A 24,442-nucleotide genomic window follows, 5' to 3' on the forward strand; every position below is an offset into this window, starting at 1 on the left:
CCGCCTCTGGAAAAGCGACCGGAGAATGAGCAAGAGAGAGATGTCGGGGCTGGAGCACAGGCAAGTTCAAGACAGTCACTCCGCCGGCAATCCATGCGTCACGCGGAACTGGCTGCGATCCTGCGCCCGCTTTTCCGGGCGGTGACGCGTCAGCGCCAGAATGAAGCCTGCGGTCACGCAGATCGCGGTCATCGATGAACCACCATAGGAAATCAGCGGCAAGGTCATGCCCTTGGCCGGCAGCAGCTGCAGGTTGACGCCGATATTGATGATCGACTGGATACCGATCTGCAGCACCAGGCCGGCAACTGCGAAGCGATTGAAGTCGTTCTTTTCCTTGTAGGCATGGGACAGACCCCGCAGTACCAGGAACGCGAAGATGCAGACGAGCACCATGCAGAAGATGACACCGAACTCTTCGGCGGCCACCGAGAAGATGAAGTCGGTGTGGGCGTCGGGGATGATGCGCTTGACGATGCCTTCACCCGGGCCGACACCGAACCAGTTGCCGTGAACGATCGCTTCCTTGGCGGTATCGACCTGGAACGTATCACCCTCGCCGGTCATGAATTTATCGACGCGGAGCGCCACGTGGGGAAAGACGTAATAAGCGGCGACGAACCCGCCGGCGCCAAGCCCGCCGAGCACCGAAATCCAGAGCCAGGGCATGCCGGCCATGAAGAACATGCCGCCCCAGACGGCTGTCGTCAGGATCGTCTGACCAAGGTCCGGCTGCGCGACGAGCAGCGCAGCGACGATGCCGAAGAGAATGATGGCGAAGAGATTACCCGGAATTTCCGGCTGGCGCGCATGCTCGGCAAACAGCCAGGCGCAGACGACAACGAAAGCAGGCTTCATGAATTCCGACGGCTGGATCGACAGCGCCGCGATGTTGACCCAGCGTCGCGACCCCTTGACTTCGATGCCGAAGAACAGGGCAAAAAGCATCATTGCCAGCGAGACGACCAGCAGGATGACCGCCGTGCGCCGCACCTGCCGCGGCGTCATGAAGGAAATGCCGATCATCGCCGCGATTGCCGGAACGAGGAACAAGGCGTGGCGTTTGACGAAGTGGAAGGGCTCAAGCCCGATGCGCTCCGCCACCGCCGGCGAGGCCGCGAAGGAAAGCATGAAGCCGATACCGATCAGCAGGATGAATAATGCCAGGAACACACGGTCGATGGTCCAGAACCATTCGGCCAAGGCCCCACGCTCAACGCGGCTTACCATATCATATGCCTCCTGTTGCTGAACCGATCAGCATGGTGACACCCTCGATCGCAGCCACATGACTGACGAAGGCGTCACCCCTGACCTCGAAATTCTTGTATTGATCGAAGCTTGCGCAGGCCGGTGACAGCATCACCGCTGCGGACTCATGTTCATCCCTGTCCGCATCGGCGGCCGCGTGCGCGACAGCGCGTTCCAGCGTGCCCGATATCTCGTAGGGCACCTGTTCGCCGAGCGTCGCCGCAAAGGCGGGCGCCGCCTCTCCGATCAGATAGGCTTTCGCAATACGCGGAAAGAGCGGCGCCAGGGTCGTGATCCCGCCCTCTTTCGGCAGGCCGCCGGCGATCCAATAGATATTCTCATAGCTCGAAAGCGCCGGCGCCGCGGCATCCGCATTGGTCGCCTTGGAGTCGTTGACGAACACGACCCGGCCGCGCCGTCCGACCGGCTGCATGCGATGCTTGAGGCCAGGAAAGGATTTCAGCCCGGCGCGGATCTCATCGGGAGAAACGCCGACCGCCAGGCATGCGGCGATAGCCGCTGCAGCGTTCTGCGCGTTATGGCCGCCACGCAATGTCTGGATGCCATCGAGATCAGCGATCTCTCTCGTCGCACCGACAGATGCCTGCATGATGCGGCTGCCTTCGGCATAAAGGCCGTCAGCAAGCACGTGCCGGCGTGAAATCCGCGTCACCTTGCCGCCGGCCCGCTCGATACGATCGGCGATCAATGAAGAATGACTGTCATCGACGCCAACGACGGCCACGCCGCTTCCGGCGACGAGCCGCTCCTTGATATCGGCATAGTGCTGCATCGTGCCGTGCCGATCGAGATGGTCGGGCGTCAGGTTCAGCAGAATGCCGGCCGAGGGATTGAGCGTCGGTGCAAGATCGATCTGGTAGGACGAGCATTCGACGACGTAATAGCGCCCGGCCTTCGGCGGATCGAGCGTGAGGATGGCCGTGCCGATGTTGCCGCCAAGCTGCGTGTCGCGACCGCTCGACTGCAGGATATGGGCGATCAGCGCCGTCGTCGTCGATTTGCCGTTGGTTCCGGTGATGGCGATGAACGGGCAATCCGGCGCGTGCGCCCGGCGCTCGCGGACGAACAGCTCGACATCGCCGATGATCTCGACGCCTGCGGCATGCGCAAGATCAACTGTCCAGTGCGGCTTGGGATGTGTCAGCGGCACGCCGGGCGACAGAACGAAGACCGATAGCCCGTTCCAGTCGATCGTCCTGAGATCGGCGACCGCTATTCCTTCCGCGGCCGCTGTAGCCACGCTGTCCGGATTGTCGTCCCAGGCCGTGACCTCGGCACCGCCGGCAACAAGCGCACGCGCCGTCGCAAAGCCCGAGCCGCCGAGGCCGAACAGGGCGACCTTTTTTCCTTTCAGCGTGGTGACGGGGATCATCGATGCCTCACCGCAGCTTCAGGGTGGAGAGGCCGACCATCGCCAGAATGACCGCGACGATCCAGAAGCGAACCACCACCTGGCTTTCCGTCCAGCCCTTCTTTTCGAAGTGATGGTGGATCGGTGCCATTAGGAAGACGCGGCGCTTGGTCATCTTGAAGAAGCCGACCTGGATGATGACGGAAAGCGCCTCGACGACGAAAAGACCGCCGATGATCGCCATGACGATCTCATGCTTGGTGGCGACGGCAACCGAACCGATCATGCCGCCCAGCGCCAGCGAGCCGGTATCGCCCATGAAGATGGCCGCCGGCGGCGCGTTGAACCACAGAAAGCCAAGGCCGGCGCCGATGACTGCGCCGAGAACCACCGCCAGCTCGCCCGTACCCGGCACGAAATTGATGGCGAGGTAGTCAGCAAAGACGAAGTTGCCGGCGAGATAGGCGATGACACCGAAGGAAGCCGCCGCGATCATGACCGGTACGATTGCAAGCCCGTCAAGTCCGTCGGTCAGGTTCACGGCATTACCGGCGGCAACGATGACGAAAGCCCCGAAAAACACAAAAAACATGCCGAGATTGAGCAGCAAGCTCTTGAAGAAGGGAAAAGCGATCGACGAACCAAAGGTCGAGCCGGCGGGACCGGAGGACAGTGCCGTGGTCATCATGAAATACACGGCAATGCCTGCAATGACGAATTCGATGCCCAGGCGGGCGCGACCGGAGAAACCCTTGTCGCTCTGCTTCGTCACCTTGAGATAGTCGTCATAGAAGCCGATCGCGCCGAACCCGAGCGTGACAAGCAGCGTGGCGACCACATAGACGTTGGCAAGATCAGCCCACAGCAGAGACGATACGACAATACCGGCAAGGATCATCAATCCGCCCATCGTCGGCGTGCCGGCCTTCTTGAAGTGCGTCTGGGGACCATCGGCGCGAATCGGCTGCCCCTTGCCCTGACGCACGCGCAGGGAGGAGATGATTCGCGGCCCGAAAAGGAAAACGATAAACGCGGACGTAAAGAGGGCGCCACCGGTACGGAACGTGATGTATCTGAACAGATTGAGAAATCTGAAATGTGTACTAAAAAAATGAACGTGGTCCGACAGTTCGGCTAGCCAGATCAGCATAAGAGCCCTTTCTAAAGCCCCTGATGGGCGTGGGTGCCCGTGTCGGAAAATGCGGGAAACTTGTCAAGCAAGCCTGCCACGATCTTTCCAAACCCCATGCCCAGCGATGATTTCACCATCAAGACGTCACCGGGGGCGACAGAATTGAGCGCGAATTCCGAGAGTTCCTCCGTCGTCTCACGATATTCGACATGAACACTTTCCGGCAGCTCATCCCTCAAAGCCGCCATCTCCGGACCCGCCAGCCAGACATGCTCGATACCGGCCGCCAAGAGCGGCCCGGCAAGGTTTGCATGCACTCGCTGGGCGTAATCCCCCATTTCCAACATATCGCCTAGGACGGCGATTCGCCTGCCCGTCCGACTGCCGGCACCCGCATTCGGCGACGTCGTCGCCAGCAGCGCGATAGCCGCGCGCATGGATGCGGGATTGGCATTGTAGCTTTCATCGATCAGCGTGAAGTAGCCGCTGCCGATCGCGCGCTTGTGGCGTTGTCCCCTGCCCTTTTCCGGCCGCAAGTCCGCCAGCGCTTCGACAGCCTTGTCGAGATCTGCCTCGACGAGCATGACGGCGCCGAGCACGGCGAGCGCGTTTTCCGCGATGTGACGGCCCGGCGCGCCGATCGCCACTTCCATGGTCTCACCGCCGATCGTCAGCCATAGCGTCGAATTCTCTTCCGAGGCATTGAATTCGGCGAGACGCACGTCGGCCTTGGCATGCTGGCCGAAGCTGTGCACATGTTCGATACCGGCTGCTAAAGCAGCCTGTTCCAGCATCTCGAACTGATCGTTGTCGTGATTGAGGATGGCGTGACCGCCCGGCACGACACCGTCGAAAATCTCCGCCTTCGCGGCGGCTATTTCCGTGATGCTGTTGAAATTGCCGAGATGCGCCGGTGCGATCGTGGTGATGATCGCGACATCCGGCTGCACCATCTTGACGAGCGGCCTGATCTCCTCGGGATGGTTCATGCCGATTTCAAAGACGCCGAAATCGGTGTCTTCGGGCATGCGCGCCAAGGTAAGCGGTACGCCCCAGTGATTGTTGAAGGAGGCGACGGAAGCATGCACCTTGCCCGATGGAGCGAGCGCGCGACGCAGCATTTCCTTCGTTGTGGTCTTGCCGACCGAGCCGGTAACGGCAATGATCTTGGCCTGCGTCCGCTGGCGTGCGGCGACACCCAGGCGGGCGAGCGCTGCCAATACGTCATCCACGACGACCTTCGGCACGGTCAGCCTGCCCATTGCCGGCAGCCGTGCCTCGCTGATCACGATGAATGCCGCACCGTTCGCCATAGCCTGGTTAGCAAAATCATGACCATCGACGCGATCACCCTTGATGGCGAAAAAAGCCTCGCCCGGCTTGATGGAACGACTGTCGATGGAAATGCCCGTAATGCCTTCGGGCAGCGCTCCGACGAAGCGGCCAGAGATTGCGGCAATCATATCCTCAGTTGTCCAAAGCCAGTTCAAGGTTTCAAATCCTCCAGTGCTTTTCGCAGTTCGGCGTGATCGGAAAAGGGCAGCGTGACGCTGCCGATCGTCTGACCTTCCTCATGCCCCTTGCCGGCAACGATCAGCGTGTCACCGGATTTCAGCATGCCGACCGCCTTGCGGATGGCTTCGGCGCGATCGCCGATCTCGCTGGCGCAGCCAGCCGCCGCAATGATCTCTGCACGAATGGTCGCCGGGTCTTCCGAACGCGGATTGTCGTCAGTGACGACAACGATATCGGCGAGACGGCAGGCGATTTCGCCCATGATCGGCCGCTTGCCGCGATCACGGTCGCCGCCACAACCGAAGACGACGATGACGCGGCCTGTCGTGAACGGGCGCACCGAATTGAGGACGTTTTCCAACGCATCCGGCTTGTGAGCGTAATCGACATAAGCGAGCGCGCCGTCACGCGTATGGCCGACGAGTTCCAGACGGCCCGATGCGCCGACGAGCTTCTCCAGCGCCGCCATGGCGACGGGAGCGGCGACGCCGGTGGAGATGGCAAGGCCGGCAGCCACCAACGCATTGGCGACCTGGAAATCACCGGCCAGCGGAATATGAATCTCGAAAATATCGTCGCCGAAATGAACTTCGGCGGTCTGCTTGTGACGGAAATGCTCGACGCGCTTCAACACCAGGAAATCACCCTTGCGCCCGACCGTGCGCACATCCTGCCCGGCATCGCGTGCGGCGGATATTGCCTGGGCCGACCATGCATCGTCGGCAAAGATCACGGCCGGCGAACCCTTCGGAAGCAGGTCCCTGAACAGCCGCATCTTGGCGGCCATATAGTCTTCGACCGTCGGATGGTAATCCATGTGATCGCGACCGAGATTGGTGAAGGCGGCGGCGGCAAGCCTGACGCCGTCGAGACGGAACTGATCGAGGCCATGGCTGGAAGCCTCCATGGCCGCATGCGTTACCCCCTCGTCGGCAAGCTCTGTGAGCAACTGGTGCAGCGACACCGGGTCCGGTGTCGTCAGCGAGCCGTAGTCGTTGCGCGTCGGCGATATCACGCCAGTGGTGCCGATCATGGCTGCCGGATGGCCGGCATGAGCCCAGATCTGGCGCGTGAAGGAGGCAACCGATGTCTTGCCGGCGGTACCTGTCACGGCGACCATCGTCTCAGGCTGTTTGCCGTAAAAACGTGAAGCGGCGACGGAAAGAAAGCGGCGAGGTTCGGAAACGGTCAGCAGCGGCACGCCGGCGACGGCGTCGCCGTGGCCGGCGACAACGACGGACGCGCCACGCGAAACGGCATCGGCGATGAAACTTGTTCCATCCGCCTTTGTGCCGGCGACAGCTACGAAAGCCATGCCTGGTACGACCTTACGGCTATCGGCGGAAAGGCCTGTTATCTCAAGATCGCCAAGTGTCCCGCCGATTTGTCCGTTGAGTTCCGGAAACGCATTTCCGGCGATATCTCGCAAGTTCATCGAATATACTTTTCATTTTTGATCGGTCCGCCCTCTCGCGAATCGACCCGTGTATTCTTTCACGCTTAATAAGACGCCAGCAAGGCCGAGTTATCTTTTCCGAAGCTGGGTTGCACCCCAAGGATAGGCGCCGCCCTGGCGATGATGTCGCGAGCGATCGGCAATGCCGTAAAGGCCGAGATCGTGCCGCCGCCGCGCTCACCGCTCTTCGGCTCATCGATGAAGGTCATGACCATGTATTGCGGATTATCGATCGGGAACGCCGCCAGGAAGCTGTTGAAATTCAACGTATTCGAATAGCGGCCGTTAACAACCTTGTCGGCTGTGCCGGTCTTGCTGCCGACGTTATAACCGGGAACGCGAGCGTTGCGACCGGAGCCCCTGGTGCCGTTGAATTCAAGCAGGAAACGGATGTCGTCGCTGGTGCTCTTCTTGACGACCATCTTGGCAATGGCATCGGCCTGGTCACGCGTGCGCGGCAGGAAGGTCGGCTCGATCAGCTTGCCACCGTTGACGAGGGCTGACGCGGCAACCGCTGTCTGCAGCGGCGTGGTCGAGACACCGTGGCCGAAGGAAATGGTGATCGAGTTGATCTTCTTCCAGACGCGAGGCTGGCTCGGCGCCTTCACTTCCGGCAGTTCGGTGTCCATCTTGTTGAGCAGACCCAAGCGGGTCAGGAATTCCTTGTGCGGGTCTATGCCGACAAGATCGGCGATCTTCGCCGTGCCAATGTTCGAGGAATACTGGAAAATTTCCGGAACGGTCAGTACGCGATGCTGACCATGGAAGTCATGGATGATGAAACCGCCGATCCGGATCGGATTGGTGGCGTCGAAGGCATCACGCAACGTCACCTTGCCGGAATCGAGCGCCATCGCCATGGTGAAGGTCTTGAAGGTCGATCCCATTTCGAACGTGCCGTTCGTCATGCGATTGAGCCATCCTTCGGTCGCGCCTTCGTTCGGATAGTTCGGATCGAAGTCGGGAGCCGAGGCCATGCCCAGCACTTCGCCCGTGTGGATGTCGATCACGGCAGCGCCCGCGCCCTTCGCCTGAAAATTCTTGACCGCGTTGACGACCGCATCACGGACGATGCCCTGCACACGCAGGTCGATCGAAAGCTTCACCGGCTGCAGAGGCTGGTCGTTGGTCATGCCGGCGGCGGCAAGGTCGGCAAGACCCTGGTCGTCGATATATTTCTCCATGCCGGCAACGCCGCGGTTGTCGATATTGACGTAGCCGAGGATATGGGCGGCGGTCGAGCCGCCCGGATAGAAGCGGCGCTTCTCGGGGCGGAAGCCGATGCCGGGAATGCCGAGCGCCAAAATCTGGCTCTGTTGCTTCGGCGTGAGCTGGCGGCGCAGCCACGCAAAATGCGAGGTCTTGGCGGCGAGCTTCTTGTATGTACCCTTGGTATCCAGATCCGGCAGGACCGTGCGCAATTCCTCGACGGCCTCATCGGGATCGATGATCTTGTTCGGCTCGGCAAACAGCGAGACGGTACGGATGTCGGTGGCAAGCAGGGCGCCGTTGCGGTCGACGATATCCGGGCGCGAGGCCATCAGGCGATCCGGCGGCAGGATGCTCGACGTGGTGTCCGGCGGCGTCATGGCGAACTGGGCAAGACGGCCGCCGATCACGCAATAGACGGCAATGAAGCTCGTCACCAGCAGAACGACGCGGCTTTTGGCTTGATTGGATTTACGCTTGCGAGCCCCTTCGAAGGTCGAACGGGAGAAGCTGTCGCTCGGGCGGTTGTTCCCGTCGGTGGAGAAGTGCGCCTTGCTCTTCAAGACCATGATGCGAGAAAGAAAAGACATTATTCGTCCACCGATCCCGTTGCGATGTTGTCGACTTCAGGTTTTTTGCGCCTGGCCAAAGCCGGCGACTTGGGCCGTGGCGCCGGAGCGGCCGCCACATCGGCGATGGCCTTCCTGATCTCGGCATCGGTCGTATCGCCGTTCTTCGAGGCCGAAGCGACATTGCCCTTGGAGCCGGTTCCCTTGCCGCTCTTCGTGCTGTCTTTCGCATCCGCAACTATCGGCGGCGGAACCTGCGAGCGCAGCATCGGCAACTCGTTCGGCTGAACGATGGCCGTGGAGAGGGTCGGCTGCAGCTGAAGCTCGTTGCTGTAGTTGTTGACGAGACGTTCGAGACGGTTCGGCTGCGAGACGAGTGCCCAGTCCGCCTTGAGGAGCTCGATCGTATCCTTCTCGAGCTTGATCTCGGACTCGAGACGGTGAACCTCTTCCAGCTTCAGCTCGGCTCGGTGCTTGATCGTATAGGTCACGCTGGCCATTGCCGTCATGACTCCGATCAGCACGATGTCAAAAGTCTTCAGCATATCAACCTCCGAGCTTTCCGAGACTGGCGAGATTGGGCAGATCGAAGATCGAAAGATCGGCGGCCTCGGCGGGTGCAGAGGTGCGAACACCGGCGCGCAGCTTTGCCGAGCGGGCCCGTGGATTGGCCTCCGCCTCCGCATCGCTGGCGGACACCATCGATTTGCCGATGGGCTCGAAGGTTGCTGGCCGCTCATGCACGATCGGCATGTGGCGCGATCCCACGGCACGACCGGACCGATCGGCGAAGAATTTCTTGACGATCCGGTCTTCCAGGGAATGGAAGGTCACGACGACAAGCCGACCACCCGGCTTGAGCGCGCGTTCGGCGGCGAACAGCGCCTGAGCCAACTCGCCAAGCTCGTCGTTGACGAAGATGCGAAGCGCCTGGAAAACGCGGGTAGCGGGATGAATCTTGTCCTTGGCCTTTCGCGGCGTCACGATCTCGATCAGGCCGGCCAGATCGCGGGTGGTCACGAAGGGAGCTTCGGCACGCCGCTTCTCAATCGCATGCGCGATGCGTGGCGCCTGTTTTTCCTCACCCAGAAAGACGAAGATGCGAATGAGGTCCGCCAGCTTGGCGCGATTGACGACGTCGGCCGCCGATACGCCGCTTGCCGACATGCGCATGTCGAGCGGGCCACTCTTATTGAAGGAAAAGCCGCGCTCGGCCTCGTCGATCTGCATGGAGGATACGCCGATATCGAGCACGATCCCGTCAAGGCCGCCCTCCGGTGCATGGTCGGCAAGCTGGGAAAATTGCGATTGAATGAGCTTGAGGTGCCCCCCATGGGCTTCAACGATCGCCTGCCCCGCCGCAATCGCCGTCGGATCACGATCGAGCGCGATCACATCGGCACCGGCTGCAAGCATGGCCGAGGTGTAACCGCCAGCCCCGAACGTTCCATCGAGGATAACTTTGCCGGGCGCAGGCGCCAGCGCCTCGAGCACTTCGGAAAGGAGAACCGGAATGTGACGAACTGGTCCGCCACCGGCATCAGTCAAACCTCCGCCTGAATTCGCCACCATTCCGTTTCCCCGCTCTATTCCGAGCGCCTGCCCGCCAGCCTGCGCTCCTCTCGTGCCTGCGCCTGCAAGGCCTGAAAAGCCTCCGGTCGCCACAATTGAAAATGATCCGCCCGCCCGACGAAAGTCACTTCGCCAGTAATGCCGGTGAAGTCGCGGATGAAATCCGTGATCATCAGCCGCCCCTCGGCATCGAGCTTCATAAAGACCCCGCCCCCGTGAATCAGGAGCGACATCTGGTTCGCCGCCGGCGAAAAAGGATCGTCCGCCGCAATCTGCCGCTCGAATCGATCGAGCAGATCGAGGCCGCCGACGCTGATCGCCGGAAACACAAAATCCTGGAAGCAATACAGCTCCTGGATATTGCGCTCGGCCAGCACGGAACGGAATGCCGCCGGCACGGAAACCCGCCCCTTGACATCGATCCGGTTGGTCGCATTCGACAGGAAGCGGTTCATGACGCGAAACACCCGTCCCCCATGATCCGCAAGCAATCACGCACTCACGGACACAGCCAAAATCGGACACAGCTTCGCAAGCCGAAAGAGCCAACGCCCCTTCGACACCCCCCTGATGAGGGCAATCACGGCTTTGCGATGATTGGGCTCTGATTTGCCCGTTTGCAGTGTTGTTTTGGGATACCATGGGACCATATGGGCGTCAATGGGATGAAGCCGCATCGGGCGCGGCCACACCCTGAATATTCATAAGCCGTTAAGTTTAACGAAAGGTTAGGATCGCCTTCAGCGGGCGCTCCGAAACGGATTGTTTTCACAAGCGAAAACGCTCGCCCGCGATGACCGGAAACCCCGGGGAACCGGGGCGTCCGGCGGCCCTCGAAATTATTTGCGGAGAGCGAAAAGGCCCATCCGAAAAAAGGGGCGATGATTTGCCAGTTGGCCTGTAAGCCGGGTTCTGTATGGCTCCGGCCGAGGCCGGAACGTGGCAGCCATTCATCTGGGACGGCGCTTGCGCGACGCCTCTTGCAACCCACCCGGATGACCGGCCCGGAAACAGGCTGGAGCGCTTGCGCGCTCCGCGTCATCCCTATTCGGTTTTGCTCCCGGTGGGGTTTTCCGTGCCGTCGCTGTTTCCAGAGACGCGGTGGGCTCTTACCCCACCCTTTCACCCTTACCCGATCCTGAGACCGGGCGGTTTGCTTTCTGTGGCACTTTCCCTGAGGTTGCCCTCGCCGGACGTTATCCGGCACCGTGTTTCCGTGGAGCCCGGACTTTCCTCACCTCATCGCCTTTCGGCATTGATGAAGCGCGGCTGCCCAGCCAACTGGCACTGGCTCATTAACTGAGACTTCAGGCAATTGCCACCTAAATATGCGGCCCGGTTTCCGTCCAATGCTAGCTGCGGAAATGCGCAGAGAAATCCGTGCTGTAGCCTTCATCCTTGATTCGACCCGCGAGCAGCAGTTCCGCGCCCAGCCGGCCGATCTCGTCCGAGCTCTTGGCAGCTGTGCCGCAGCCGCCGGTCAGTACCGCGACGCGCGGCGAAGAGGTGTAGCCGATCATCGGATAGCCTGATGGAGAATAGGAGACTGCGCAGGAATTGGTGAAGGCCGGCGGGCGGGCCACGCTGGGAACGAGATCGTGGAATCTCCGCACCAGATGTTCGCGCGCCTTGTCGCGGCCGGCGGTGCGGAACCAGGCCCGGAGTTCCGGTTCGCTCTCGAATTGAAGGTCGTCGGGATCGCCGCCGATCTTGATGTAGTATTTGCCGTCCGGGTAGCGGATCGGCGGCAGCATATAGATGCTGTCCACGTCATCAAGCGCTACAGATATCAGTGACGGCATGCCGGAAAGAGCCCCGGCTTCGGCCTCGCTAACCTCGAAAAAGGTGACGGTGCGGCCATAAACCTTCATCTCAACCGGTCGCGGCAACAGATTCTCGGCAATGGAGAATCCGCCTGCGGCCATCAGGATCTTCTCGGCGCTGAACGTCTCACCTTCGGCGGTCGTGACAACTGCCAGGCCGCCCTCATCACGGATCGACAGGGCGGTCTGCTTGATCACCCGCGCTCCCGCCTTTTCCGCCAGCAACGACTGCGCTTTCACCAGCCGCCGTGGGCTGATATGGCCGGCCCCGCGCGCCTCGTAGACGCCTTCGCTTCCCGATGCGAAAGAGAAGAACGGAAACTTCGTCTTGAGCCCGGCATCGTCGAGAATGTCGGCCTGAACACTTAGCCGCTCCGCCGCATCAACCACGTCGCCGACATAGCCGCTATCGCCGCCGCGTTTCGGGCCTGAGACCAGGCAGCCGACAGGTGCATAGAACTGGATACCGCTATCCCGTTCGATTTCCGCGTAGCGGCTGATCGAGCGGTTGGCGAGGCGAGCCCAATCGGTATCGGGGTCGATCGTACGGGTAATACGGCCCTCGTCGTAGTGACTGCCGAAGACACCCTGATGGCTGGCGCGGTCCGCGGGTTCATCCGGCCCGATGACGGCAATGCCATCCGTTTGCCCGGCGAGATGACGGGCGGCAGCCGCCCCCATCATTCCCCGGCCGACGACGATGAACCTGAAATCCGCTGCCATGCTACGCCCTCTCAAATAACAGCGGATTCGATAGCATGGAAAGCGATTCAGCCCCACCCGCAAATGCTCAGTGGACGGCTGTCAGTCCAAAAGCGCCAGCACCTTGCCGCAATAGCGCTTCGAGACCGGGTTCATGCGCGTCGCGCCATGGCCGGCATTGTATTTGAGAATGGTATTGCAGGTCTGCCCGCCGCCGAGATCCTGAGCCATGGCAAGGTATTTCATACCGAACTTGATGTTCGTTTCGGGATCGAAAAGCCCCTTGGCCCGGCCGGCGTACCCCATCAGTCGGGCCGTTGCCGGCTTGATCTGCATCAGGCCGATTTCCCCGGCACTCCCCCGCGTTTTCGGATTGAAATTGCTTTCGATCTGAACGACGGCAGTTGCCAGTTGCACCGGCACGCCGTTCTGCTTTGCATATTTGGCAATGAGATCGGAATAGCGATTCTGCCGCACAAAGGCATTTTCAGCGTCACGTAATTCGGCGGGAACGTTCGGCACCGGATAGCCGGTGGTACGATAAGCGATCTTCAAAGGAACCGTTTGACTTTTCTCGCCCCGCTGACCCGCAAAGGCGCAATCATACCCCGCCAGCAGCACGCCCACGCATGCTGCAGCCGCAACAATTAAATTTTTCATGTAGTCTTTTGTCTCCAGGCGCGGGACCGCGGACGGCCTCAAGCCGTCATGTCCGGCTGGAGGCAAAAAGAGCCGCCGGAGTGCACAGTCCCCATTAGTCGTCTACGGCCGCGCGACACACAAAACCAAACTGCGCGACCGCCGTTCAGCGAGCGTCGTTAGACCAGTGCAATGCGGAGATAATAGGGAAATGATGTGGCGCAGCAGGGGGTTACGCTTTTTCGCACTGATAGCCGGCTATAAAGATGGCCAGCACCCCTCACCTTTCTATGAAAAGCGAGGCAGCGCGGACAGAAGACGATGGAGCGTATCGATCGTGGAAAAATCGGCGATGCCATCCACACGCTGCGGGCGGAAATGGCGTTGGAAAGCCTCGACGTCTCCCTTCAGCCTTTCCGAGAATTCACCAGTGATTTCAGTTTTATAGCCATAGAGCGAGAGCATGGATTGCAGTGCTTCGATCGGCTGGCCCACATCCCCCTTCTGGAAAAATCGGCCGCCGGTAATCGCAGCCGGCTCAACCCAGTGCCCGACGCCTTCAGCGGCGAGCCGGGCCCAGGGGAATTTCTCGCCCGGATCGACCTTGCGCACGGGGGCTACATCGGAGTGTCCGAGCACCCGCTCGGGTGCGATTGCCCAGCGTTGGCCGCAATCACGACACAGTTCGATGACCGCTTCGATCTGCGCATCGGGGAAATCCGGCAGCCCTCCGGGATGGCCGGCGTTGGCTATTTCAATACCGATCGACAGTGAATTGATATCGGCCTCATTGTGCCAGGTGCTCTTCCCCGCATGCCAGGCACGGCGCTCCTCTGGCACGAGCTGAATGACCCGCCCGTCCTCGAAGACGAAATAATGGCTGGATACCTGGCTCTCCGGGCGACAGAGCCAGTCCAGCGCGCCCTCGGCCGTGCCCATGCCGGTATAGTGTAGAAGGATCATGTCCGGTTTGCGCCCGTCTCGCCGCTCGCCGTGATTCGGCGAAGGCTGCACCATGGCGCGAGCGAAATCGGCCGGAAAGGCATTCATGCGGCGCGGCGTTCTTTCTCGATTTCAGCGTAAGCGGCGTTCAGAGCGGCCATACGCTCGTTGGCGATGAGGTGGAACTCCTCCGGCACACCGCGCGAGACGAGACGGTCAGGATGGTTCTCATAGACAAGGCCGTGATACCGGCGGCGGATCGTCGGGAAATCATCATGGCGCGATACGCCGAGTATCTTGTAGGGGTCGCGTCCACCGCTCACATGGCGCGCCATGATCTGATCGAACCGTTCCTCGCTCATATGGAATATCTCGGCCACATGCTGCAGGAAGGCCATTTCCTTTTCGTGGATCAGCCCGTCGGCCTTTGCAATGTGAAACAGGCCGTCGAGCACGTCTTCCAAAACAGGGCAATTCTTGGTGCAGGTCACGCAAAGCGACGAGAGCCGCTCCGCATAGGCTTCGTAGCCCGCCACGTCCTGCCGTGCCAGATTGTAGAGACGCGCGACGTTCTTGGCCTGATCCGGCGGAAACTCGAAGATCTCGCGGAACGCGTTGACCTCGTTTTCGGTCACAATGCCGTCAGCCTTCGCCATCTTGGCGGAAAGGGCGATTATCGCGACGGAAAACGCCACCTTGCGGCGGGTTTCCGGATCGCCCTCGAACAAGGTTCGAATAGCCTCGACCACTGCCGACAGGGCATTGCCAGCGGTGCCACCGATAGCATTCAGCAATTTTTCCCAAAACGACATATTGGTCCCGACGGCTCTCATAGACAGTAGAATACCTTGACCAAATAATGCCTGCCATTGCAAGCAGTCCATTCGTCGCAAGGCGGAAAACACTTTTCACAATTTGGTAATGATGGCGTGTTCCAAACCGCATCCGACCGCGCGTTCGCGAGCAGACAAAGCGCGCGTTTCTTAAATTCTTTACTTTACAGCCATGCACGCCTGTCGCATCCATTCCCACCGCAACCATTGAAATGAAGCAGCTTGACTGCAAGGAGGATCTCCATGGCCAAACAGAAAGTCGCAATGCTCACCGCCGGTGGATTGGCGCCCTGTCTTTCTTCCGCCGTTGGCGGGCTGATCCAGCGCTATACCGACGTGGCGCCCGATCTCGACATCATCGCCTATCGGTCTGGCTACCAGGGAGTTCTGCTGGCTGACAGCATCGGGGTGACGCCGGCCATGCGCGAGCGTGCGCACCTGTTGCATCGCTACGGCGGCTCTCCGATCGGCAACAGCCGCGTAAAGCTCACCAATGCCGCCGACTGCGTCAAGCGCGGCCTGGTCAAGGAAGGTGAAAACCCGCTGCGCGTCGCAGCCGAGCGTCTCGCCTCCGATGGCGTCACCATTCTTCACACGATCGGCGGCGACGATACGAACACCACGGCCGCCGATCTTGCCGCCTATCTCGGGGCCAACGGCTACGACCTGACCGTCGTCGGCCTGCCGAAAACGGTCGACAACGACGTCGTGCCGATCCGCCAGTCTCTCGGCGCCTGGACGGCAGCCGAGGTCGGGGCGCATTTCTTCGACAATGTCAGCAACGAACAGACCGCCGCACCGCGCACGCTCGTCATCCACGAGGTCATGGGACGGCACTGTGGCTGGCTGACGGCGGCCACTGCCCGCGCCTATATTCAGAAGACCGCTGCCAACGAATATATCGACGGCTTCATGATGAATGCCGAGATGAAGAGCATCGACGGCCTCTATTTGCCTGAAATGGCCTTCGACATCGAAGCAGAAGGCGAGCGCCTTCGTTCCATCATGGAAAAGACCGGCCAGGTGACGCTGTTCGTATCGGAAGGTGCGGCCCTCGACGCCATCGTCGGCGAGCGCGAAGCCGCAGGTGAAAGCATCAAGCGCGACGCATTCGGCCATGTGAAGATCGACACCATCAATGTCGGCGGCTGGTTCCAGAAGCAGTTTGCCTCGATCATCGGCGCCGAGCGCTCGATGGTACAGAAATCGGGCTATTTCGCCCGCTCCGCGCCGGCAAACGGCGAAGATCTTCGCCTTATCCAGGGCATGGTCGATCTCGCGGTGGAAAATGCACTCAACAAGGTATCCGGCGTCACCGGCCACGACGAAGGCCAGGGCGGCAAGCTGCGCGTCATCGAATTCCCGCGAATCAAGGGCGGCAAGGCATTCGATCTCTCGCAGCCGTGGTTCGCCGACGTGATGGACCACATCGGGCAGAAATACACGCAAGCCTGATTGATCGGCGATCAGGCGATCGGTGATCAAGCGGCCTGATCGATGATCAAGCGGATTGACGGATCGTAAATCCGATGTCTTTGCTGGCGGCGAAAAAGGAATAGAGGAGGATTCCATGTCCATCGAAACCTGGCTCGCTTTCGCCGCCACATCCTGCATCATGCTGGCCATACCGGGGCCGACCATTCTCCTTGTCATCTCCTATGCCCTCGGTCACGGTCGCAAAACGGCGCTGGCGACCGTGACGGGCGTGACGCTTGGCGACTTCACGGCAATGACCGCCTCGCTCGCGGGCCTTGGCGCCATTCTCGCCGCATCCGCATCGCTGTTCACGATTCTTAAGCTGATCGGCGCGGCTTATCTCGTCTTCCTCGGAATCAAGCTCTGGCGAGCCCCGATCGTGACCGGCCCGATGGGCGATAACGACAATCTCCCCGAGGAGAAGCCGCTAAAGATCATGCTGCACGCTTACGTTGTAACGGCCCTCAACCCGAAGAGCATCGTTTTCTTCATCGCTTTCGTGCCGCAGTTTCTCGACATGTCGAAGCCCTTCCTTGAGCAAACGCTTATTTTGGAGGCAACTTTCCTCACTCTCGCCGCATTGAATTCGCTGCTTTACGTCTTCGTCGCCGACATGGCGCGCGGGTTTATCCGCAAGGCAAGCGTGCAACGCGCCGTCAACCGCACAGGCGGAACCCTGTTGATTGCCGCGGGTGCTGTGACCGCCGGATACCGCCGGATGGCCGCTTGACGCCGTCCAGGGTTGCGGCGCGATCACGGATAGGTTAATGGGGATTCATAATTTTATCGATCCTGTGGCCGAATTGTGCGGTCCTGTGGCCGATTTGCATCGCAAATAGGTTTGGTTTTTTCGAAAGTGACAGAATGGTAGCGATCGGATTTCCCAGCCTGAAGCGCAGCGTTGCCTTGTCGGCAATGATGTGCGGCGCTCTTGCGGGGTGCGCAAGCACTCAGCAGCAGGCGTCACAGGCAGAACTCCCGTCGGCACACACCAACGTGCCGCATCCGAATACGGCCCCGACCGCAACTGGCGTTGCCTCGTCCACGGGCGGCGTTGCGATGGCTTCAGCCGCTCCTGCATCTTCGACGGTTCCCGTATCGAATGAACCGCAGCAGGCAGCCTTGGCAAAATCCGGCCGTGTAACGGCGGGTGCGGTCAACCAGCAGCAGATCGACGCCGCTCAGGCTCGCTTTGGTGCTCCGGCGACAACCGCGAACGCACCAAGCCAGGGAACGGTGGCCATTGCGGCGGCTACAGGCATGTCTGCAACCGGCACCTCGACCGCAGCCGCCTATGCCGCATCGGACGTGCCGCTCATACCCTCCGTGGTCGCAATCCCGATACCCAATCCGGCGCGCCCCGGCGACGCGGCACTCACGCCGGTCTCGAGTTCGGTCGCTGATGCGGCGGCAACCATTCCGATGACCTCGGACGTCGCCGCCATCCAGGCCCCAGTGCCGATGCCCCGCCCCGATTCCCGCCCCGCGACGGAAGTCGCCTTCGTTTCGCCGGCGCAGATGGGCCTGCCGCGCTATGCGGATAACCGCATGCATTACGATTTCAACTTCGACACCACCGGCCCCACGGTCGTTACGGCTGTCTTGACCAGCCCGAGTTATGATTCCGATGTTCCCGCCGCTGAAAAAAGCTATGTTTCGAGGCTCATTCAGAAGTACGCCAAGATCTACGAGATCCCGGAATCGCTGATCCATCGCGTTGTCCACCGCGAGAGCCGTTACAATCCAAAAGCCTATAATCGGGCCGGATATTTCGGTCTCATGCAGATCAAATACAACACGGCCAAGTCGATGGGCTATGAAGGCCCGCCCTCAGGCCTGCTCGATGCCGAGACCAATATCAAATACGCCGCCAAATATCTGCGTGGTGCGTGGATGACAGCAGACAGCAAGGCCGAAAACAAAGAAACGAATGCCGTGCAGCTCTATGCCCGCGGCTATTACTACGATGCCAAGCGCAAGGGCCTGTCCAGCGTCGCCAACGGCGACTATTGATTTCTCAAGGAAGCTTTGGAAAGCCGGCCTAGTTTGTGGCCGGCTTTGTTGCATCCAGGATCCGCTTGAGCAGAATTTGCGGCCTGTAATCCGCCCAGGCCGGCGTCAATCCCATCCGCACCACAACAAGATTGGCCGAAGGAACGATAGCAACAGACTGGCCATCGTGACCGCTCATCCAGAAAGTATCAGGGGGCAAGCCGAATTGCGCGTTCGAACCGCCGGGACCGGCGAGCCAGGCCTGAACTTGCGAATACACCCCTTCCGAAGCCGTCGTCGGCGTGCGCATGGCCCCCACAAAGCCCTCCGGCAGCAAGCGCTGCCCTTTCCAGACGCCATCCTGGAGCAGGAATTGCCCGAAACGCGCCCAATCGCGAGCGGTGGCGTAGAGATAGGAACTGCCGACATAGGTGCCGCGCTCATCTGCCTCGAGCACCGCACTGTGCATGCCAAGCGGCCCGAAAAGCGCCTCGCGCGGATAGGATATGGCCGCACTCAGGTTCGGCAGCCGGTTCATCCACAGCCTTGAGAGTAGCGTTGCCGTACCGCTGGAATAGTTGAAGCGTTCTCCAGGCGCGGCCACCTGGCGCGCATTGGCCACGATGCTGGTCGTGTCCGGCTCGAGATAAAGCATGCGGGTCACGTCCGATACGTCGCCATAGGCCTCGTTGAAGGCAAGACCGCTTTCCATGGCGAGAAGGTCGCTGAGCTTGATATTCTTGCGCGCATCGCCACTCCATTGCGGCAGGAGATTTTGGTCGTCGAAAGACATGCGGCCGGCCAACATGAGGCGGCCGATGATGGCGGCGTTGACTGTCTTTGTCATAGACCAGCCAATCAGGGGCGTTCCCTCGTTGAAACCGTCGCCATAGGCCTCGGCTACGATATGCCCGTCTTTGACGACGACAACGGCGCGCATCGCTGGCCCGGCAAGATCCGGGTTTGCCACCAGCTTAGCAAACTTGGCGTCTTGCTCACCCGAACCGAGCGTGACCGTATTGCCATCAGGCCAGAACGCATCGCTCTTCGGCGTCTTCAGCTTGTTCAGGAAGACCGCGCCGCGCGCTGCCTGGAGATCGCCATCGGGCACCGTCGTGCAGCCGAGCGCACCGCGATAGAGCGCATAATTAGGCGCAAACATTCCAAGGAAGCGCGCTCTGACGACGCCCTCGTCGCGGTCGACCGAAACATGGATAAGCTTCAACGCCGGATTGCCCGGTGCCTGCACGTCATCCGCCAGCACCTGATCCGGGTCCCGTTTGGCGACAAACGTGTTGGAACACACCATCTTGGCGGCATAGCCATCGCCGACCCTGAGCAATTCCGGCGGGTAAACAGAGAGCCAGACGGCTCCGCCTGCGACAATGATCAGCAGCAAAACAACAAATGCTCCGATCACTCTCGATATCAAACGCATGTCACATACCCTCCAAAAGGTAGGCGGAGACAAGCAGGAAACGCAGCAAGATGAAAGAGCTATCGTCGCTGCCGCCACTCAAATATGTGCAGGGCCATATCTCGACCGAATCTGCCAACAGCCCGCGTCATCAGACTGTAGCATTGCCGGGTTAAACGCGCTGAACCCTGACAAATTGGTGACAAGACTCAGATGACGGAATTCGCCCCAGACGCCGGTCTCCAAAAGAACCGGAAACTCAAGGATGCTCTGCTGCAACATAAGGCGCTGTCCAAGGCCGGCCTTTCGGAGCGCCTCTTCGGCATGCTGTTTTCCGGTCTTGTCTATCCGCAGATCTGGGAGGATCCTGATGTCGACATGGAGGCGATGGAACTCCAGCCACATCACCGCATCGTTACCATCGGCTCTGGCGGCTGCAATATGCTCGCCTACCTTTCGCAGAACCCTTCCTCGATCGATGTGGTCGATCTCAACCGCCACCACATTGCTTTGAACAAGCTGAAGCTGGCAGCTTTCCGGCTGCTGCCCGGCCATGCGGATCTGGTGCGTTTCTTCGGCACGCCAGGCGTTGCCGCCAACAGCCAGGCCTACGACCAGTTTATCGCGCCGCGGCTGGACGAAGCTACCGCTTCCTATTGGGGTGGCCGCGACATGTATGGTCGTCGCCGCGTCACGGTCTTCAATCGTAACATTTACAAGACCGGTCTCCTCGGCCGCTTCATCGGTGCCGCGCATGTGCTGGCGCGCCTGCACGGCGTGCGCCTCGCCGGGATGACGGAAGCCCGCACTCTCCGCGAGCAGCGCCAGTTCTTCGAAAACGAGATCGCCCCGATCTTCGACAGGCCGGCGGTTCGCTGGTTGCTCGGTCGCAAGAGCTCGCTCTTCGGTCTCGGTATTCCGCCCCAGCAATATGATGAGCTTGCAAGCCTTGCCGGCGATGATTCGATTTCTGCCGTATTGAAGCACCGCTTGGAAAAGCTGGCATGCCACTTCCCGATGCGGGATAACTATTTTGCGTGGCAAGCCTTCGCGCGCCGCTACGCCGGCCAGCATCAGGGTCCCCTGCCCACCTACCTGAAGCCGGAGCATTATGCCGCAATCCGCGCCAATGCCGACCGCGTCGATGTCCATCACGCCAACTTCACCGAACTCCTGGCCTCCAAGCCGGCAGCCTCCCGCGATCGTTACGTCTTGCTCGACGCGCAGGATTGGATGACCGATGAGCAGCTCAACGGCCTTTGGGCGGAAATCACCCGCACGGCGCGCGAAGGCGCTCGCGTCATTTTCCGCACGGCTGCGGAAAAGAGCATCATCGAGGGCCGCCTGTCACCGGCCATCCGCGATCAGTGGGTCTATTTCGAGGAGCGTTCGCAGGAGCTCAATGCCCAGGATCGTTCGGCGATCTATGGCGGCTTCCACATTTACGGGAAAAAAGCGTGAGCCAGGCGGATACGGGCACGGAAACCGGCTCGAACAATCATGCAAGGCTGATGGACGGCATGTACCGTTATCAGCGGCATATCTACGATCTGACCCGCAAATACTACCTCTTCGGGCGCGACCGCACGATCGAGCAGCTTAACGTGCCCCCGGGTGGCTCATTGCTGGAAGTGGGCTGCGGTACGGGCCGTAACATGCTGCTGGCCTACCGGCATTTCCCTTCCGCGAAGCTTTATGGCCTTGATATCTCGCAGGAGATGCTGATTTCGGCGCGCAACAATTTTCGCGGCCTGAAGCAGATGCCGGATTTTCGCGTTGCAGACGCCACCACGTTTTCTCCCACCGATTTCGGCACTGATGGATTCGACCGCGTGATGGTTTCCTACGCGTTGTCGATGATCCCGGATTGGACGAGCGCGATCGATGCATCGCTTGGTGCAGTCGCCCCCGGTGGCGAACTGCACGTCGTCGATTTTGGCCAGCAAGAAGGTCTGCCGGGCTGGTTCCGGACCCTTCTCAAAGGATGGTTGAAGAAATTCCACGTCACCCCCCGCGCCGATCTTCTGACGGTACTGGAAGAGAAGGCAAAGGCGCGCGGCATGACGCTCAAGACCGAAAAGATCGGTCGTGGCTACGCCTGGAGAGCCGTCGTCGCCAAGCAAGCCGCATAAGCGGCGGCGGAATTTGGCGAGAAATACGGTGCCATCGTGCTTCAAGCATAAGAATTTGCTTGAAGATAACGCATTTTTTACGTTGATATGGTGAATAAAGTGGCAAGGCCGGCTGACAGCAGCTTGGCCTGCCGCTCTTTTGGATTTTCGGGGACCACAATACGGAAGCCAAGTCTTGGGGCAGCCAGATCACTCGCGTCATAACGGGATACTCATGCGCCGGCTTCTGTTGTGCTTAATGCCGCTTGCCCTTTTTTTGAATGGCTGCACGATGGGCTACGACGCTTTTTCGACGGCGTCGCTTCCCAAGACCAGGTTCAGCGATACAAAGCCGCAGGATTTCGGCCGCGACCATCCTGACCGCCATCCCATCCACGGCATCGATATTTCCAAGTACCAGGGCGATATCGATTGGCAGGCCGTTAAGTCTTCCGGCGTGGCCTTTGCCTTTATCAAGGCGACGGAAGGCAAGGACCGGATCGATCCGCGCTTTACCGAATATTGGCGCGAAGCTGCCGCTGCGGGACTTCTTCACACAGCCTATCATTTCTATTATTTCTGCTCGACTGCCGACGATCAGGCGGACTGGTTCATCCGCAATGTACCGAAGGACGCCACAATGCTTCCGCCGGTCATCGACGTCGAATGGAACCCCAGCTCCCCGACCTGCCGCACGAGACCGGCCCCTGAAACGGTGCGGACGGAAATGAAGCGCTTCATGGATCGCCTCGAAGCCTATTACGGCAAGCGCCCGATCATCTACACCTCGGTCGACTTCCACCGCGAAAATCTCGCTGGTTATTTCAAGGATTACCACTTCTGGGTCCGCTCGGTCGCGAAGCATCCCAAGGAGATTTACGCGAATCGTGACTGGGCCTTCTGGCAGTATACATCCACCGGCCTTATCCCCGGTATCAAAGGGCCGATGGATATCAATGTCTTCGCCGGTTCCGAGCAAAATTGGCACAGCTGGGTGGCGGCAGTACAGAAGCAAGGAAATTCTTGAGTTTGACGCTATTTCTCTCTTGCTTATGTCACAATCTTCTGTGAAAGCGACCCTATTCTATCACTAGAGAGGATCGCCCATGGACCGTTACACCATTCGACGCAACGCACTCGCGTTGATCTTCGCCTCAGCCATAACCGGCGCGGCGATGGCTCAGAGCGCGGCCCCAGCCGCCGCACCGAGCACGGATGGCGTCAGCGCTCCCAAGGTGGCTTGCGGCGGTGATCTTGCACCCTTCCTGGCTGGTGTGAAGGCTGAAGCAATTGCGGCTGGCGCAGACGCCGCGGCGGCCGACAGGACCTTGGCTGGCGCGCAAATCGATCCCAAGGTTCTCTCCATGGACCGTGGTCAGGGCGTATTCCGCCAGACCTTCCTCGAATTCTCGCAGCGCACCGTCAGCCAGGGTCGCCTGGATATCGGTCGCCAGAAGATGAAGCAATATGCCGACGTCTTTGCAAAGGCTGAAAAAGACTACGGCGTCGCCCCCGGTGTCATCACAGCCTTCTGGGCGATGGAAACCGACTTCGGCGCCGTTCAGGGCAACTTCAACACCCGCAACGCGCTTGTCACCCTCGCGCATGACTGCCGTCGGCCGGACTTCTTCCGTCCGCGTCTGATCGCGCTGATCGAATTGGTGCAGCGCGGCGATGTCGACCCGGAGACCACGACAGGTGCATGGGCCGGCGAAATCGGCCAGACGCAGATGCTGCCGCCCGATATCATCGCGTACGGCACCGATGGCGATGGCGATGGCCACGTCAACTTGAAGACAAGCGCGCCCGACGTCATTCTGACGACGGCAAGATTCCTCCAGCATCTCGGCTTCCAGCGCGGTCAGCCCTGGCTGCAGGAAGTAACCGTGCCGGATAATCTGCCCTGGGAGAAATCCGGCATCGGCGGCACGCTCACCGCCGCCGACTGGTTCCAGCTCGGCGTCAAGCCGCGCGACGGCAACACAAGTTTCGGCTCGCTGCCGGCTGCCCTCATCCTGCCGCAGGGCCGCAAGGGTCCGGCTTTCCTGACCTATCCGAACTACAACGCCTATCTCGGATGGAACCAGTCGTTCATCTACACGACCTCCGCCGCCTATTTCGCCACTCGCTTCGCCGGTGCTCCGCCCTATAACAAGGGCACGCCGGAACCGGGCCTGAACGATGTCGATATGAAAACGCTTCAGACCAAGCTCGTGGCGCGCGGCTACGATGTTGGCAAGATCGACGGCATTCTCGGCTCCGGCACGCGCATCGCCATTCAGAAGGAACAGTTCCGCCTCGGCATGCCGGCCGATGGCTGGGCGACTTCGGCGCTTCTCGGCGCACTCTGAGTTTTCCTGCTTCCCTATCAAAAAGGCGGCCGCAAGCCGCCTTTTTAATTGAGCTCCTCTCTCCCCGAACGCTCAGAGAA

21 protein-coding genes and 1 other RNA gene are annotated in these 24,442 nt (G+C 60.3%); 7 read left to right on the forward strand and 15 right to left on the reverse strand.

Annotation, left to right across the window (positions count from 1 at the left end; all coding sequences use genetic code 11):
- Positions 1-75: 75 nt before the first annotated feature.
- The 14 genes from ftsW to FHT28_RS18345 all read right to left on the reverse strand — a co-directional run bounded on the left by ftsW (position 76) and on the right by FHT28_RS18345 (position 14,994).
- Positions 76-1,230, reverse strand: a complete 1,155-nt coding sequence (ftsW, locus tag FHT28_RS18280; protein WP_037202730.1) for a putative lipid II flippase FtsW — start codon at positions 1,228-1,230, stop codon at positions 76-78.
- A 1-nt stretch (position 1,231) separates the two neighbouring features.
- Positions 1,232-2,644: a UDP-N-acetylmuramoyl-L-alanine--D-glutamate ligase gene (gene murD, locus FHT28_RS18285; RefSeq protein ID WP_047639883.1), complete on the reverse strand. Its 1,413-nt coding sequence runs from the start codon at positions 2,642-2,644 to the stop codon at positions 1,232-1,234.
- Positions 2,645-2,651: 7 nt separating this feature from the next.
- A complete protein-coding gene (gene mraY, locus FHT28_RS18290) occupies positions 2,652-3,773 on the reverse strand; it encodes a phospho-N-acetylmuramoyl-pentapeptide-transferase (RefSeq protein WP_037202734.1) in 1,122 nt (373 codons plus the stop codon).
- Positions 3,774-3,784: 11 nt separating this feature from the next.
- Positions 3,785-5,245, reverse strand: coding sequence for a UDP-N-acetylmuramoylalanyl-D-glutamyl-2,6-diaminopimelate--D-alanyl-D-alanine ligase (locus tag FHT28_RS18295; protein ID WP_037202736.1), 1,461 nt, complete (start codon positions 5,243-5,245; stop codon positions 3,785-3,787).
- Positions 5,242-6,705, reverse strand: coding sequence for a UDP-N-acetylmuramoyl-L-alanyl-D-glutamate--2,6-diaminopimelate ligase (locus FHT28_RS18300; protein ID WP_168596972.1), 1,464 nt, complete (start codon positions 6,703-6,705; stop codon positions 5,242-5,244). Before FHT28_RS18300 ends, FHT28_RS18295 begins: the two co-directional genes overlap by 4 nt.
- Positions 6,706-6,770: 65 nt before the next feature.
- Positions 6,771-8,525, reverse strand: coding sequence for a penicillin-binding protein 2 (locus tag FHT28_RS18305; RefSeq protein WP_047639885.1), 1,755 nt, complete (start codon positions 8,523-8,525; stop codon positions 6,771-6,773).
- Positions 8,525-9,049 carry a hypothetical protein gene (locus FHT28_RS18310; RefSeq protein ID WP_047639886.1) on the reverse strand — a complete coding sequence of 175 codons (525 nt, stop codon included), beginning with the start codon at positions 9,047-9,049 and terminating at the stop codon, positions 8,525-8,527. Before FHT28_RS18310 ends, FHT28_RS18305 begins: the two co-directional genes overlap by 1 nt.
- Position 9,050: 1 nt before the next feature.
- Positions 9,051-10,076 carry a 16S rRNA (cytosine(1402)-N(4))-methyltransferase RsmH gene (gene rsmH, locus FHT28_RS18315; RefSeq protein WP_047639887.1) on the reverse strand — a complete coding sequence of 342 codons (1,026 nt, stop codon included), beginning with the start codon at positions 10,074-10,076 and terminating at the stop codon, positions 9,051-9,053.
- Between the two features lie 14 nt (positions 10,077-10,090).
- Positions 10,091-10,531, reverse strand: coding sequence for a division/cell wall cluster transcriptional repressor MraZ (mraZ, locus tag FHT28_RS18320; RefSeq protein ID WP_037202743.1), 441 nt, complete (start codon positions 10,529-10,531; stop codon positions 10,091-10,093).
- Positions 10,532-10,961: 430 nt separating this feature from the next.
- Positions 10,962-11,361, reverse strand: an RNA gene (gene rnpB / locus FHT28_RS18325) — RNase P RNA component class A.
- A gap of 67 nt (positions 11,362-11,428) precedes the next feature.
- Positions 11,429-12,622 carry an FAD-dependent oxidoreductase gene (locus FHT28_RS18330; RefSeq protein ID WP_168596973.1) on the reverse strand — a complete coding sequence of 398 codons (1,194 nt, stop codon included), beginning with the start codon at positions 12,620-12,622 and terminating at the stop codon, positions 11,429-11,431.
- Between the two features lie 81 nt (positions 12,623-12,703).
- Positions 12,704-13,261: a transglycosylase SLT domain-containing protein gene (locus FHT28_RS18335; protein WP_037202746.1), complete on the reverse strand. Its 558-nt coding sequence runs from the start codon at positions 13,259-13,261 to the stop codon at positions 12,704-12,706.
- Positions 13,262-13,528: 267 nt separating this feature from the next.
- Complete coding sequence (locus FHT28_RS18340; RefSeq protein ID WP_092574169.1) at positions 13,529-14,290, reverse strand: N-acetylmuramoyl-L-alanine amidase; 762 nt, start codon at positions 14,288-14,290, stop codon at positions 13,529-13,531.
- Positions 14,287-14,994: a DnaJ family molecular chaperone gene (locus tag FHT28_RS18345; RefSeq protein ID WP_037202748.1), complete on the reverse strand. Its 708-nt coding sequence runs from the start codon at positions 14,992-14,994 to the stop codon at positions 14,287-14,289. The genes FHT28_RS18340 and FHT28_RS18345 overlap by 4 nt, the downstream gene beginning before the upstream one ends.
- Positions 14,995-15,258: 264 nt before the next feature.
- Here FHT28_RS18345 and FHT28_RS18350 point away from each other — a divergent pair, with 264 nt between their 5' ends.
- The 3 genes from FHT28_RS18350 to FHT28_RS18360 all read left to right on the forward strand — a co-directional run bounded on the left by FHT28_RS18350 (position 15,259) and on the right by FHT28_RS18360 (position 18,504).
- Positions 15,259-16,470 carry a pyrophosphate--fructose-6-phosphate 1-phosphotransferase gene (locus tag FHT28_RS18350; protein WP_168596974.1) on the forward strand — a complete coding sequence of 404 codons (1,212 nt, stop codon included), beginning with the start codon at positions 15,259-15,261 and terminating at the stop codon, positions 16,468-16,470.
- A 115-nt stretch (positions 16,471-16,585) separates the two neighbouring features.
- On the forward strand, positions 16,586-17,221 hold the full coding sequence (locus tag FHT28_RS18355; RefSeq protein WP_034504243.1) for a LysE family translocator: 636 nt from the start codon (positions 16,586-16,588) through the stop codon (positions 17,219-17,221).
- Between the two features lie 134 nt (positions 17,222-17,355).
- Positions 17,356-18,504 carry a transglycosylase SLT domain-containing protein gene (locus FHT28_RS18360; RefSeq protein WP_168596975.1) on the forward strand — a complete coding sequence of 383 codons (1,149 nt, stop codon included), beginning with the start codon at positions 17,356-17,358 and terminating at the stop codon, positions 18,502-18,504.
- Positions 18,505-18,532: 28 nt separating this feature from the next.
- On the opposite strand, the gene FHT28_RS18365 is transcribed toward FHT28_RS18360, so the two are convergent.
- Entirely contained in the window at positions 18,533-19,921 is a 1,389-nt protein-coding gene (locus FHT28_RS18365; RefSeq protein WP_037202754.1) for a serine hydrolase, read from the reverse strand.
- A 192-nt stretch (positions 19,922-20,113) separates the two neighbouring features.
- Between FHT28_RS18365 and FHT28_RS18370 the strand changes: the two genes are divergently transcribed.
- The 4 genes from FHT28_RS18370 (at position 20,114) to FHT28_RS18385 (ending at position 24,362) form a co-directional block, all read left to right on the forward strand.
- A complete protein-coding gene (locus FHT28_RS18370) occupies positions 20,114-21,361 on the forward strand; it encodes a DUF3419 family protein (RefSeq protein WP_037202756.1) in 1,248 nt (415 codons plus the stop codon).
- 50 nt (positions 21,362-21,411) lie between these two features.
- Positions 21,412-22,032, forward strand: a complete 621-nt coding sequence (locus FHT28_RS18375; RefSeq protein ID WP_052212368.1) for a class I SAM-dependent methyltransferase — start codon at positions 21,412-21,414, stop codon at positions 22,030-22,032.
- 214 nt (positions 22,033-22,246) lie between these two features.
- Entirely contained in the window at positions 22,247-23,038 is a 792-nt protein-coding gene (locus tag FHT28_RS18380; protein ID WP_037202761.1) for a GH25 family lysozyme, read from the forward strand.
- Positions 23,039-23,117: 79 nt separating this feature from the next.
- Positions 23,118-24,362, forward strand: a complete 1,245-nt coding sequence (locus FHT28_RS18385) for a lytic murein transglycosylase (RefSeq protein WP_037202763.1) — start codon at positions 23,118-23,120, stop codon at positions 24,360-24,362.
- Positions 24,363-24,442 lie beyond the last annotated feature (80 nt).

This window comes from Rhizobium sp. SG570, from assembly GCF_012275345.1.
Taxonomy (GTDB): Bacteria; Pseudomonadota; Alphaproteobacteria; order Rhizobiales; family Rhizobiaceae; genus Rhizobium; species Rhizobium lusitanum.

Bases quoted from the DNA above. Each gene is read 5' to 3' on its own strand.
- ftsW (WP_037202730.1), bottom strand. From the start codon at position 1,230: ATGGTAAGCCGCGTTGAGCGTGGGGCCTTGGCCGAATGGTTCTGGACC.
- murD (WP_047639883.1), bottom strand. From the start codon at position 2,644: ATGATCCCCGTCACCACGCTGAAAGGAAAAAAGGTCGCCCTGTTCGGC.
- mraY (WP_037202734.1), bottom strand. From the start codon at position 3,773: ATGCTGATCTGGCTAGCCGAACTGTCGGACCACGTTCATTTTTTTAGT.
- FHT28_RS18300 (WP_168596972.1), bottom strand. From the start codon at position 6,705: ATGAACTTGCGAGATATCGCCGGAAATGCGTTTCCGGAACTCAACGGA.
- FHT28_RS18305 (WP_047639885.1), bottom strand. From the start codon at position 8,525: ATGTCTTTTCTTTCTCGCATCATGGTCTTGAAGAGCAAGGCGCACTTC.
- FHT28_RS18310 (WP_047639886.1), bottom strand. From the start codon at position 9,049: ATGCTGAAGACTTTTGACATCGTGCTGATCGGAGTCATGACGGCAATG.
- rsmH (WP_047639887.1), bottom strand. From the start codon at position 10,076: ATGGTGGCGAATTCAGGCGGAGGTTTGACTGATGCCGGTGGCGGACCA.
- mraZ (WP_037202743.1), bottom strand. From the start codon at position 10,531: ATGAACCGCTTCCTGTCGAATGCGACCAACCGGATCGATGTCAAGGGG.
- FHT28_RS18330 (WP_168596973.1), bottom strand. From the start codon at position 12,622: ATGGCAGCGGATTTCAGGTTCATCGTCGTCGGCCGGGGAATGATGGGG.
- FHT28_RS18335 (WP_037202746.1), bottom strand. From the start codon at position 13,261: ATGAAAAATTTAATTGTTGCGGCTGCAGCATGCGTGGGCGTGCTGCTG.
- FHT28_RS18340 (WP_092574169.1), bottom strand. From the start codon at position 14,290: ATGAATGCCTTTCCGGCCGATTTCGCTCGCGCCATGGTGCAGCCTTCG.
- FHT28_RS18345 (WP_037202748.1), bottom strand. From the start codon at position 14,994: ATGTCGTTTTGGGAAAAATTGCTGAATGCTATCGGTGGCACCGCTGGC.
- FHT28_RS18350 (WP_168596974.1), top strand. From the start codon at position 15,259: ATGGCCAAACAGAAAGTCGCAATGCTCACCGCCGGTGGATTGGCGCCC.
- FHT28_RS18355 (WP_034504243.1), top strand. From the start codon at position 16,586: ATGTCCATCGAAACCTGGCTCGCTTTCGCCGCCACATCCTGCATCATG.
- FHT28_RS18360 (WP_168596975.1), top strand. From the start codon at position 17,356: ATGGTAGCGATCGGATTTCCCAGCCTGAAGCGCAGCGTTGCCTTGTCG.
- FHT28_RS18365 (WP_037202754.1), bottom strand. From the start codon at position 19,921: ATGCGTTTGATATCGAGAGTGATCGGAGCATTTGTTGTTTTGCTGCTG.
- FHT28_RS18370 (WP_037202756.1), top strand. From the start codon at position 20,114: ATGACGGAATTCGCCCCAGACGCCGGTCTCCAAAAGAACCGGAAACTC.
- FHT28_RS18375 (WP_052212368.1), top strand. From the start codon at position 21,412: ATGGACGGCATGTACCGTTATCAGCGGCATATCTACGATCTGACCCGC.
- FHT28_RS18380 (WP_037202761.1), top strand. From the start codon at position 22,247: ATGCGCCGGCTTCTGTTGTGCTTAATGCCGCTTGCCCTTTTTTTGAAT.
- FHT28_RS18385 (WP_037202763.1), top strand. From the start codon at position 23,118: ATGGACCGTTACACCATTCGACGCAACGCACTCGCGTTGATCTTCGCC.